The organism is Paenibacillus sp. DS2015 (assembly GCF_050433705.1).
In the GTDB taxonomy this organism is placed as follows: domain Bacteria; phylum Bacillota; class Bacilli; order Paenibacillales; family Paenibacillaceae; genus Paenibacillus_AQ.
In genome coordinates this window covers 74,647-87,265 of sequence record NZ_JBNPWS010000007.1, presented here as the reverse complement: position 1 = coordinate 87,265, position 12,619 = coordinate 74,647, and the positions used below count along the sequence as shown (strand labels likewise).

Annotated in this window: 9 protein-coding genes and 2 pseudogenes; 7 read left to right on the top strand and 4 right to left on the bottom strand. The window is 41.4% G+C overall.

The annotated features are described in order from the left end of the window. Window positions 1-4: 4 nt before the first annotated feature. The 5 genes from J2T13_RS08740 to J2T13_RS08720 all read left to right on the top strand — a co-directional run bounded on the left by J2T13_RS08740 (window position 5) and on the right by J2T13_RS08720 (window position 4,842). Entirely contained in the window at window positions 5-718 is a 714-nt protein-coding gene (locus J2T13_RS08740) for an ABC transporter ATP-binding protein (RefSeq protein WP_429370330.1), read from the top strand. Further along, complete coding sequence (locus J2T13_RS08735) at window positions 715-1,500, top strand: ABC transporter permease (protein ID WP_429370328.1); 786 nt, start codon at window positions 715-717, stop codon at window positions 1,498-1,500. The genes J2T13_RS08740 and J2T13_RS08735 overlap by 4 nt, the downstream gene beginning before the upstream one ends. After that, a complete protein-coding gene (locus tag J2T13_RS08730) occupies window positions 1,497-2,264 on the top strand; it encodes an ABC transporter permease (protein ID WP_429370326.1) in 768 nt (255 codons plus the stop codon). Before J2T13_RS08735 ends, J2T13_RS08730 begins: the two co-directional genes overlap by 4 nt. A gap of 538 nt (window positions 2,265-2,802) precedes the next feature. Beyond that, window positions 2,803-3,468 (top strand): metalloregulator ArsR/SmtB family transcription factor, encoded by a 666-nt coding sequence (locus tag J2T13_RS08725; RefSeq protein ID WP_429370324.1) that lies wholly within the window; start codon window positions 2,803-2,805, stop codon window positions 3,466-3,468. A gap of 63 nt (window positions 3,469-3,531) precedes the next feature. Beyond that, window positions 3,532-4,842 (top strand): MFS transporter, encoded by a 1,311-nt coding sequence (locus tag J2T13_RS08720; RefSeq protein ID WP_429370322.1) that lies wholly within the window; start codon window positions 3,532-3,534, stop codon window positions 4,840-4,842. A gap of 328 nt (window positions 4,843-5,170) precedes the next feature. Here J2T13_RS08720 and J2T13_RS08715 read toward each other — a convergent pair. Beyond that, a pseudogene (locus J2T13_RS08715) lies at window positions 5,171-6,046 on the bottom strand (glycoside hydrolase family 43 protein); the annotation flags it as partial. Between the two features lie 190 nt (window positions 6,047-6,236). Next, entirely contained in the window at window positions 6,237-7,145 is a 909-nt protein-coding gene (locus J2T13_RS08710; protein WP_429370320.1) for an ArsR/SmtB family transcription factor, read from the bottom strand. Between the two features lie 174 nt (window positions 7,146-7,319). Here J2T13_RS08710 and J2T13_RS08705 point away from each other — a divergent pair, with 174 nt between their 5' ends. Further along, the gene (locus J2T13_RS08705; RefSeq protein ID WP_429370318.1) at window positions 7,320-8,816 is read left to right on the top strand and encodes a glycoside hydrolase family 43 protein; all 1,497 of its coding nucleotides are present in this window, start codon (window positions 7,320-7,322) and stop codon (window positions 8,814-8,816) included. 191 nt (window positions 8,817-9,007) lie between these two features. Here J2T13_RS08705 and J2T13_RS08700 read toward each other — a convergent pair. Both J2T13_RS08700 and J2T13_RS08695 read right to left on the bottom strand, forming a co-directional pair. Further along, window positions 9,008-9,421 (bottom strand): annotated as a pseudogene (locus tag J2T13_RS08700) (excinuclease ABC subunit UvrA); the annotation flags it as partial. Between the two features lie 329 nt (window positions 9,422-9,750). Continuing rightward, window positions 9,751-10,848 carry a stalk domain-containing protein gene (locus tag J2T13_RS08695; protein ID WP_429370316.1) on the bottom strand — a complete coding sequence of 366 codons (1,098 nt, stop codon included), beginning with the start codon at window positions 10,846-10,848 and terminating at the stop codon, window positions 9,751-9,753. A 403-nt stretch (window positions 10,849-11,251) separates the two neighbouring features. Here J2T13_RS08695 and J2T13_RS08690 point away from each other — a divergent pair, with 403 nt between their 5' ends. Next, on the top strand, window positions 11,252-12,136 hold the full coding sequence (locus tag J2T13_RS08690) for a hypothetical protein (RefSeq protein ID WP_429370315.1): 885 nt from the start codon (window positions 11,252-11,254) through the stop codon (window positions 12,134-12,136). Window positions 12,137-12,619 lie beyond the last annotated feature (483 nt).

Below are 12,619 nucleotides of genomic sequence, written 5' to 3'. Positions count from 1 at the left end.
ATGGTTGCTTACAATTAATAACTTAGTCAAACATCGCGGAACGGGGGAAATCTTATCAGGTATCAGTTTTAATGCTAGACCAGGTAGAGTAACAGGTTTTTTAGGTCCAAATGGGGCAGGTAAAAGTTCTACACTTCGTATCCTGCTTGGATTAGATCGTGCCACCTCAGGAAGTGCACTAATTAATGGAAAGCCATTCGCAGAATTACATAATCCTTTAGCAACAGTAGGTGCTGCACTTGATGGATTTGGAGCTCATCGTATGCGAACAGGACGGGCACACTTGCGTTGGATTGCACGTGCCGCAGGATTGTCTCGCTCACGTGTCGAGGAAGTTCTGGAAATAGTAGGTCTTACTAATGCAGCTGGGAAAAGGGTTGGGAATTATTCCCTTGGTATGGGGAGAAGACTTGGAATGGCAGCTGCACTTCTTGGTGATCCCAAAATATTGGTTTTAGATGAACCAGTAAACGGGCTCGACCCAGAAGGAATTCGTTGGATTCGGACATTTTTACGTGAACGAGCTGAGTCTGGAAACACGGTGTTGCTATCCAGTCATCTAATGGGAGAGCTTGCAGAGACTGTTGATGATGTGGTGATTATTAAGAATGGAAAAATCGTTGCAGATGGAACATTGGAAGAAGTAATAGGTAACCATTCCACGCTGGAGGAAGCCTTTTTTTCCCTGACATCTGAACATGCAGGTGATGTTGTATGAGAGCATTCAACGCAGAACTATCAAAATTGTTCTCCCTGCCGGGCATTTGGCTTGCCTTTCTTATTGGAGCATTTGCCCCAGCGGTCATTGCTGCCTTGGACAGCATACAAGAAAAAGTGGAGATTATAGCTGGAGTTAGCACTCGGCTATCGGAAGTTGGCTATACGGGATTAGTTCTTGGTGTGCAAGGTATCATTATTCTTGGTGTGCTAGCTGTCAGCAGTGAGTATTTGACAGAGAGCAGTGAATCTGGTGGAGGACAACAGATTACAACAAGTTTAACTGTTGTTTCATCCCGATTTCATTTTTTGCTGGCAAAAGCAGGCGCTGTGACAGTGATCAGCATACTGCTTTGTATTATTGCTATTATGACAACTGTGTCAGCAACGCATCTTATTCTTGGTGAATATGCCCCTGCATTTGAAGCATCTAGACTTATCGGCGTGGTTTGTTACTGGACATTTACTGCTCTTATAGCATTTGGGATTACTGTTCTAACAAAGAATGGCATTATCCCGCTTGCTGTGCTCATGATAAATTCATCCGTTGTATCATTTAGTGTCCTGCTATCTAGGGTTACAAAGTTGGCGTTTTACTTACCAGATAGGGCTGGCGCTGAAATGTTTATGTTTACAAGCGACAAATTTCACACCCCGTCCACAGGCAGTTTATTCGACAGATTTCACACCCCGTTCACAGGCGGTTTAGTCATGTTTGCCTGGGTAGTCGTTATTTTCATTGTTGCAGCTATTGTTTTCTATAGGAGGGACGTTGCATCATGAGTGTCTCATCTAGTAGAAAGATAACACAAATCCTTGGTGCTGAACTGGATAAATTAGTTACATTACCATTGATATGGCTCACTCTTATGGGTACATTCATTCTTAATTTAGTTTTAGCCGCAGCTTTTACTTCTGTTGGTCTACTAGGGGCAGCAGGAACGCAAAGTATACTGAATATAGGACTTTCTTCTATGGGACATCTTCAAGCGGGGTTCATTATTCTTGGTATCTTAGCTACTTGTTCGGAGTATACTGGTGGACAGATTCGAACTACTTTAACTACGATACCTTGGCGTGGGTTACAATTATCCACGAAGCATTTGGCATTGGCCATTATAACCATTCCTGTGGCGTTTATTATTGCTGCATCAGGTGTACTATATACTTTTATTATGATGAGAGACACAGCAGTAGTGATTGAAATAGACACAATGATAAAAACATTAGTAGGTGTAACAGGCTATCTAACATTAACCACACTTCTCAGTGCAGCTATAGGTGCTTTATTAAGACGAACCACACCTGCTTTAGTGGTACTACTTGGTTATTATTTCATTGTCAGTCCATGGACGAGAGTTTTTCTACCTAGTATTAAAAATTATTTGAATTATTTGCCGGATACGGCAGGTTATTATATGTATATGCCGCCTTCCTCTGATGAAATAAATGTCCTTACACCATTGCAAGGGACAGGTATTTCCATGTTATGGACACTGATCTTTATTATAGTAGCTATTTTAGCTTATCGTAAACGAGATGCCTAAGTTGTCGCATATATCGCGAACCTCGAAGTCAATGCTGAAGGGGAAAGTGAGGTGGAGACTCGAGCGGATTAAACGGAATTTCTGCATAAACACACGGCAAGTTGTTTACATTCATTAATCAATCCTGAGCGAGAAGTTCTCTACTTAAATTCGACTTTATCAAAATATGACATAACAAATACCCATGATGGCTAACGAGCTGTCAAGGGTATTTGTTTAATTTGGAAATATAAACTAATGCTACGTTAATTAGAATTCGGAATTTCGATAGGTTTGCGGTGTCATTCCGAAATGTATTTTTAAAAACCGTCTGAAAATGACTTTGACTAGAGACATAGCAAATTACTGATCACACTGGATCTTTTTATAGATATTTTCTTTAACAAAGCTTCTGCTAATCACTTTATCAACCATTAAACTATTAAACTATTCAATTATTCAATTATTCAATTGAATAGTTTAATGGGTTTATCTATAATAACATAAACTCATAAATTGAATTTATAGGAGAAAACAAAATCCTTGGAGGGTGAGAATTATGACTCAAGAGCTTCCCGTTCGAGATTTCAAAGATAATTTGTATCATCAGTTCTCTAGAATTGGTAAATGCTTGTCCAGTGATAAACGTTTAGAACTCATGCATTTGCTATCGCAAGGACCCAAGTCTGTAGAAAAGATGGTTGAGGCCACTGGAATGAGCATGGCTAATGTATCGCGTCATCTTCAAATTTTACTTGATGCTAATCTGGTGAAATTTAATAAGAAGGGAACCTATGTCATCTATACCTTGGCAAGTCCTCAGGTCGAAAGCTTTTTAAATTCCTTATGGCGAATAAGTAAAATGCAGCTGGCGGATATTACCCGAATTAAAAATGATTTTATGTATCAGTTGGGGGAATTGGATACGCTATCTATGGATGAAATGAAGAAAAAAATGGAAGATGGCAGCATTATTTTATTGGATGTGCGCCCATGTGAAGAATACGAGGCAGCACACATCCCAGGAGCTGTGTCCGTTCCGATGGAGAAATTGCATCATTTCTTACAAACTCTCCCCAAAGGGAGTCAAATTGCCGCTTATTGTCGAGGACCGTATTGTGTTTTTGCTGCTGAGGCGGTGAGGGTCATGCAAAAAGAGGGGTTTACAGCTTTCCATATGGAGGAGGGAGTATATGAATGGCAAGAGTATCATACGATTCTCTAAATCCATTTACCTGAATAAATTATTACATTGTTTATTTTTAATATGGGGAGAGAAGAATCGGATATGTCTGAACACACTTTAGTGACCACCAAAAAGGCGAAGATCTCCGCTTCACAAAAGGAATACGTGGAATCACCTGAAAAGCAGCGACAATTGTATAAAAGAACCATGATGATCGTCATTCTTTCTCAAATTTTCGGAGGAGCTGGGCTAGCTGCTGGTGTGACGGTGGGGGCCTTGCTAGCTCAAGATATGCTTGGCACTGATAGTTTTGCTGGGGTCCCGGCCGCGCTATTTACATTAGGTTCTGCTGGTGCTGCGCTATTGGTCGGACGTCTTTCACAGAACTTTGGTCGCCGGGTTGGATTAGCGACTGGATTTATTGTAGGGGGAATTGGAGCAATCGGTGTTGTATTAGCTGCCATGTTGAATCATTTGCCGCTTCTCTTTATTTCATTGTTAATCTATGGTGCTGGCACAGCAACGAACTTACAAGCTCGTTATGCTGGTACGGACTTAGCACATCCTAAACAACGTGCCAAATCGATTAGTGCCGCCATGCTATTCACAACATTTGGTGCAGTTGCTGGACCGAATCTCGTAAATATCACGGGGCGAGTAGCTACCTCCATGGGGGCTCCCACATTGTCGGGTCCATTTATGTTAGCAGCCGTGGCGTATATAGTAGCCGGGTTGATCCTTCTCATATTTTTACGGCCAGATCCATTTATTATTTCTAAGGCTATTGCTGAAGCTCAACGCGTAAAAGAAATTCAGAACAGTACGGATGCAACAAAGGTTACAGAACCAATCATTAATAAATCAGGCATCATCGTAGGGGCTACGGTGATGATATTAACTCAAATTGTAATGATTGCCATTATGACCATGACACCCGTTCATATGAAGCATCATGGATATGGTCTAGGAGATGTTGGTATCGTCATCGGTATTCATATTGCAGCAATGTACTTGCCTTCTCTGATTACTGGTGCTCTTGTCGATAAATACGGGCGTACACTAATGTCCTATGCTTCAGGTGTAACCTTGCTCTTAGCAGGCTTAGTGTCTGCGCTTGCACCAGGGGATTCAATAGGATTTCTCATTCTCGGTCTTGCGCTCCTTGGGTTAGGATGGAACTTTGGATTAATCAGTGGAACAGCAGCAATTATTGACGCGACACCACCCCAAACTCGGGCAAAAACACAGGGAACAGTGGATGTCCTAATCGCATTAGCTGGTGCTTCTGGCGGAGCGTTATCGGGTATGGTCATGGCCCAATCCAGTTATACAACACTTTCTTTTATCGGAGGATTCCTTTCTTTGCTTCTAATTCCCGTTGTCGTTTGGTCCCGGAAGAAGCAAAAGTCATGAAACGATAGGACGAGATTTACGCAGGAGGACAGGGGAAAAACCATACAGTATACTCCACACTGTATGGTTTAAAACTTAACAAGCATGTTTCAAAAGATAGCTGGGTTAACCTGGGGCTTTTGCATAGACACTTTGTATGGACATATGTACAAAATACGGGTTTTGTGATTATGTATTAAGATAATCTCAATTCATACCCTAATATGCTGCTTTCACTTGCTGCTACTCGAACTGTTATTAAGACTATTGCTTCTGGAATCCGTTTGCGGATAATATCTTGTGTTTTCTGAAAAATAACTTGATAGTCTCCCTCTGTTGGAACCTGCATGATGACTGTTTCGATATGCGTGTTATTGCCGATTACCGGCCAACCATCAGATGTCCAGCTTACAGGAGCAAGATATACCTCTCTGCCCAAATGATGAGCCATAGGATATGAGACCGGTCTGATTCCCAAGCAGACAGCCCAGCTCCCGTCCTGAGTCTCGATCAAATCTGCATGACCTGTTGCATGTATGCTACTTTCCATGCTTCTGTTCGAGAGAATAGGATTATTTGCATAAGATTCATAGGGTCCAAATGGATGTTTGCTTCTTGCGATTGTCTCCATATGTCCATATTCTGTGCCACCTTCAGCGATCATCAAATAATAGTAACCGTTTATTTTGTACACGTGAGGGGCTTCAGGATAAGCGCCGCCACTTCCTTTCCATAACAGGCGGCTCTATGTCAGCATGCTGCCGGTTTCAATATCGATTTCACACTGATAAATAGCATGACCCTGATCGCCGGTGCGGGAAGACTGAAAGTATACGCGTCCGTCATCATCAAATGTTAGCGATGGATCTATTCCGTCCTGTGCAACAAGTATCGGATTTGACCATATTTCTGCTGGGTTTTTCGTTTTAATAAAGAAATTCCCGACTCCGCTTACGTTCGTTGTCGCCATATAAAACCAGCCGTTATGATAACGGATTGTCGGTGCGAAGATCCCTCCTGAACTCCAGGAGTTAGCTAATGGCAACTGCTCCTCTGTTGTAAGGCAATGACCGATCTGACGCCAGTGAACAAGATCTTTGCTATGAAAAATGGGTACTCCAGGAAAATATTCAAATGTACTTGTGACTAAATAATAATCGTCACCAGCTCGGCAAATGCTGGGGTCCGGATGAAAGCCCGGTATTACGGGATTAGTATACTGCATATAACCGCACTCCTGTCTATTTTATCGTTAGACTACAAAAACATTAGATAAACTCATGTATAAAACCACATTAATTGTAATTCAAACCAAGATAGTAAACCTTCATTTTCAAGTCTCATAAGTAGCATTATTTAGACATAGGATCGCCTGAGGCGGTTGTCCGTTAAGAGTGCTTTGTGTCGGTTATGATTTATTCCTTAATGTATACACGAATTTTAATATCCTGATCATGATTACCGAATCCAGCCCCATAGAGCGTCAATCCACCAACGTTTTTTGAATTCTCGTCAACCGCGAAACGAAGCGACCAGAATTGTTCCTTTAGCTGGATATCCTCAACAGTTACGTCCGACATCCACTCACCATCTATAAATGTTCCCAAGGCATCAATGCGAATTGTCTTCAATAATCCGTATTGATTCACATTTCGATGCCACCATTCCGGCGTATATTTGCCGCGCGCCGCTCTTCCGAAATCTGCTGGGCTTGTCCAGGTTCCAAGCAATACACCGTTAAACGTGAATTGGATATCCGAAGGCCAGTAATCTCGGAGGCCGGGCGCCTCAGAAGCAAATTCCATTGAAATTTCAATAGCATTAGCGGTTTGATTGGGAAGAATATAGTTAGGCGTTTTGTACTCGACATAGCCTCTCCCAAACCACAGGATGGAAGCGTGAACCCGCTCGGGATCGAGAAAATAGCGCGGGTCGTCCCAAATCCCGATTTCCTTCTCACGGGTTCCGAGCCCGCAAGTAGGGTAAACTTCAAAAGCGGTATAATGACCGACTGAAATCGTCTGCTCTGCGAACCTCGCAGTCCGGCTGGCGGTTGGGAGCTCAATTTCGACACTCTTGTGTTTAAGGAAACACATTTTGTGCGTACCTCCATTTTTACGTACCCTGCGGCTTCCAATTAGTTCGGCTACCTCTAGCTTTCGGATGTGCATGGTAACGATAGATGGGCTAAGCTCTAACTTTGCCGCAATTTCCTTAACATTCAATTCGTTATCGGCAATGAGGTTCATAATTCTCCATCTAATTTCACTTGCCAACGCTTCGTATAAAGCAATGAATTTCGGTTCATCGTTCGCTTTTATCATAAACATAATCACCTGACTCATAGTTATTGAATTCACATATATATTATTTTAATAAATATAAAGAAAACTATCAACCCAGTTACATTGAAAGTTTTTGCTCAATAGTGTTTAATTTTCTTAGGTTGTAATCACAATGAATTCTTATTTATATAAATTTAAAGAAGAGGTGGACAAATGAACTACAATAACCCAATCATTAAAGGCTTCTACCCCGACCCAAGCGTTTGCAAAGTGGACGACACCTATTATTTGGTCTGCAGTTCCTTTCAGTATTTCCCTGGTGTTCCGATTTTTGAAAGCAAAGATCTGATAAATTGGACTCAAATCGGTCATTGTCTAACTCGAAAAAGCCAGATTCAGTTGGGCACCGTAGACAGTTCCGGAGGTGTATTTGCCCCCACTCTGCGTTATAACAATGGTCGATTCTATATGACGACCACAAATGCCACAATACAACAAAACTTCTATGTCTGGACTGACGATATTTACGGCGAATGGTCTGAACCAATCTACGTCGACCAGGGCGGGATCGATCCGGATATATATTTTGAAGATGGAACAACATATTTCATGAGCAATGGGACAGACGATTACGGAGTTGGCGGTATCATCCAATGCGAAATTGAAATTGAATCTGGCAGGAAGTTAACGCCAAGTCGTTCGGTCTGGCAAGGTACAGGAGGACGTTATTTGGAAAGTCCTCATCTTTACAAAATAAATGGAATATATTACTTGATGGTATCTGAAGGTGGAACGGAGTATGGCCATATGGTCACTTATGCGCGTGGAAATTCACCTTCCGGCCCCTTCGAAGCCTATGCGAATAATCCCGTGCTGACCAATCGTAATTTAGGCGGGTACGAGCTACAAGGAGTCGGCCACGGCGATCTGACTCAAGACCAGGAAGGTAATTGGTGGATCATTCATCTCGGATTCCGCCAGACCGGAAAGTATCTAACGTTTCATCACTTGGGACGCGAAGTTTTCCTGACTCCAGTTACTTTTGGCGAAGACGACTGGTTTACGGCAGGTCATGAAGGTACCACTCTTATGAGTTTCGAGACAGATCGTATCTCTAGAACAATCATTCAACAAGAGAAAAAAGTCTATACGTTCGAAAACACGGATTGGAATCTGGACTGGTGTTATCTTCGTCATCCGGTTGCAGAACATTATCTGTTGGAATCCGATAAGCTAAAGCTTAAAGGAACCGGAGTAACAATAGATGTTCCGGCATCCCCGACATTTATAGGTATTCGTCAAAAAGATTTCAACGCGGTCATTTCATGCGAGATCAGTCTTACCAGTGGTGAAGCTGGCATTACTCTTTATATGGATGAAAACCACCATTATGATTTAGCCTTGCGTAACCATCAATATGGATACGAAGTCATCGAACGCCTTAATATCGGAGAAATCAAATCAACTGAAAAAGCTATAGATCTGGGCCATTGCAATCATGCTACATTGGTTATTAAAGCCACTCCTACTCTTTATCACTTCTATGTTCAGATTGGAGATACTGAAACGTTACTTGGATCTGCGCAAACGAAATATCTCTCTTCAGAAGTAGCGGGAGGATTTACAGGTGTACTTATTGGTTTATATGCCACTGGAGAAAGCCCTGATTATAATGCAGTGTTTTCACGTTTTAGCTGCGAGTATTATTAATACTCCTATTCGAGCACTCCAGAAGTTTCATTTAATCATTTACCAACAAATCCCACCTCATAATAGCATAAAAACTCATTTGCAATTTAGTATTGCAAATGAGTTTTCTTCACTAACTGACATCTAGCTCTGTATTAAAATATTGCTTGTTTCAATCATTCTAATTTAATTATTTTCCTCAAGGAATTGGATATGCCATCAACGATTTCCTTACGCCCTTCATCATTGATGCCACTAGCATAACAACTAACACATGGTATCGTTAATTTATATACACCATCATGGAGTCCATCTTCTGATATGACTTTCTTTCCTTTACAGAATGGACATGGATGACTTGCTTTAACCTTATTGATTAGGGTGACAATTTTTTTGTAACCAAATGCTTCATACACATAGGTCAGTTTTTTGTATTTTCCATTGGTAAAATACTTATCAATGATGTTTTCTCTCGTTTCGGTGATATTAGCAAAATCACAGATGGTGATCACATTATTCATGCTGATGGATTCGATACTGCGAGCTATACTGCCCCAGAATGGCAGTGTGTTTTGTAGAACCATTTCATAGTGAGCAAAGCTTGCTAGCTCTAATTCAAGCATTTTCGTACTGGTTGCTCTTCAAGTTTCTCTCTCGTTATCATTCTCTTGTGTTCCCCCAACTTATTTTCTTTTATCGTTCCAGCACCCTTGTTCAAACTATTTTTTTTCATAAAGTAATTTCTCACCTCTCAAAGTGAATACCCTTATTAGTTAACTAATAATTAATCTATAGAGAAGCTTTAGAAAACTATTCAAGAGGTATTGCACCATCAAGGATCGATCCCCAGTTATAGAAACATCATATCTTTTCCAATCCATAAACTTAATATGTAAAAACAAAAGACACTGACCCAAGGAAGGGCAGTGTCTAATTAAAACTCATATACATCCGCTTATTTGAAGTCTGTATACGGAATTACAAACTCCTGCATTCCTTCCGCAAAGGAAGTGTACTCATTTTGTGTGAAGTAAATAACAACTCCAGCACGGTTAAGGAAATAATCACGATCTGCCTCTATAGTCTGGAAAGGGAAATTTAATAACAAGTTGCGACTTTTAATCTGAGACTTCATCTTATTGTTAATAATCGATACGTACTTCTCATTGCTATTTGCGACTTCTTTCAATGAGAGCGAATTACCAGTTGCTAAGTCGAATGTGTAAGGTACGCGTGCTGTATCCCCATGAGCTCCCCCTGAATAGATGTGATAATCCAAGTATAGGCTCAGTCGACCCAGTTCGTTATAAGTTACCGTATAATGACCATCGAAGCTCGGTTGTCGGATTGTGGCTTTTGGATTATCGGCTAAGATTTTTTTGTTTCCTTCTACTACCTGATCCATTTGCTTCGAGCCTGCCGCAATATTCCTGTCCGCTTCTTTCTTCAAAAATGTATTTATTTTCTTCTGAACGGTAGTATTCTCATAACCCGAGATAACTGGATAATACACAAGCAATGACTTGCCATCTCCATCTGCTCCGATGACTTCCGAGATAATCTTTAGCTTATTTTCTTGAATAGCATGAATACCAATCAATTTGGTGGTTCCCTCATAAGAAACAGCATAACCCATTCGCTCTAAAACGAAGCGAAGCGGCAGATAAGTAGTATTATCTTGAACAATCGGTTCAGGTCCAAAGAGTAGCTGCTGCCCGTTCAATGTGGTTACTTTATTCTTAAGATCAATCTGCAGTACCCGGTTTCTCCCATCAATCTTAACCACCTGAGTCGCCTTCATATAATTGGTACTAAGGTCTAGACTATTATTAAGGTGGCCCAATGCGATGTACGTTGTGTTATTCTTATTAATCGTATTAATACTCACTCGAGTTCCTTCTATACTAAACGGCGTTTCTGTAATCTTATGCTTTGAAATGGTAGTTGCCGCAGCTACATGCCCAGAAGGTAATGACAGCGCCATAGGGGCAACCATAAGAGTAGCTACAAGTGTAGCCGCAAGTATATTTCTTTTCCCTTTATTCTTTTTCAATTTACAACATCCCCTTCTCATGTTAGTCAATCCCATATAGAGTTTGATACCCTCATTTAACGTCAGACATTCAGAAAAGGTTGCAAACACCAAAAAATAGTTACTAATTCCATCAAGTAATTTGATAATGAATAAAAACGAATTAGAGTTTACGATTGCATTTTCTATCTCTGGATTAATAATAAGTTAAATAGTTACTTACTGGACTGGAAGTAGGCACTTTTTTATAATAGAGTTACCTTTAGGTGACTATTGGAGATATGAGAGGAGTTTCCTTTTCATCAATGAGCACCACATCTTGCGGTTCAACGTCCGTCCCTTTTTTACACACCTTGAGCGAGACAACGATTTGTTACACGAAGGTACATAGGAAAGCCAAAATGATCTCTGAAAGGAGCTATCCATGGACAAAAAACTGATGAAAATATTGAAAAAGTTATATCTGCATTCCAATGGTGACTATGATATCGAACGCGAAGTTGTTATATATCAGACGGATACACTCACTCCCTCCGAACAGGATATTTTGAAAACACACGTTTGGACACCTAACGACCTGGAGATGATCCTCCATGATGATATCATTCGTAAACTAATCGCCTTGCAGCAGAACGATCGTCTATCCTGGTCCACGATTACCAATGCATTTATTGCCGGTGTTGGTGGAAGTTATCCCCGAGGCATATCCACACTTGCAAGCTACCATATGATGATCCACATGAAGCAACACGGTTATGAAGAAGCTGAACGGTTCCGTATTTGCAAATTTTGCGGATTTAATCATAGAAATGATGGTTGGGACAACCTCTCCTCCATTCGATATGCCATCCACCAGGGTTATGATTACAGCGGAACAAGCTTAGGTGCATACGTCGATTTGACAGAGTTTGTCACCTTACTGGAACAAGGGCCCATTACACCGACTGAAGAGGACATGGTTACTTTTAATCAACTGCTTCACAGTATGGATGAGGCAGAAGACGATGAATCCCCAGGGAAATATGAGAAACGACTCACAGCCGATAAATTGGTTAAGGGTCACGCAGGCATTCGCCGTGGTATTCTGCAATCTCTTTCCATGGTAGGTGTTCTGGCTAACCAGGTTCTCTCCCTCAGTCCAGACCATTGGACGAACATGGAGGACATCCTGAATGGTGAGTTACAGCTCAATAATACGAATGGCCGGTCCGATATGCAGATGCCATGGGCAGGCTGGCAAGGAAAACTTGGTGTAGATTGGGCCAAGGCCCGGAATCTGTTTGGGGATACAATTCAAACCAAAGGCTAAGCCTTTTCTTTGTGCAGACTTCTTCCAACATGTTGTTTAGGATTATTTTCTTCTTGCAAAAGAGTCAGTTAATCAAAATGTTTCCCGTCTATCCAAACAGGAAGCATTTTTTGGTGCTGTTCTTTTCAATTCCGGATCATCCAGGAATGCTGCTTATATCCATCTGATTTTTTCTCTGCTGGCGTTCTCTCTTTGCCCTTCGGTATGTTGGCTCAGGAGCTCATTCCAGAACCAGAAGTCCCTTATATTACGAATTACAGGAGCTGCTAGTCAACTTTTTGAAGAAATGGCAGCGGAAACTGGACAGTCCCAGCCGGACAGCGTGTTCAGAACGGATATGCTACTGACTGCCCTGAGCAGCAATTCCTATCTGTTTCAAAGAAATGTGCGCGGCAATTCTCCCGAACGCATCTTGGAGCAGATGTGCCGACGTTTATATAACACCGCATGGTTAAATGCGAATAAGCCTTGTTCATCCAAGGC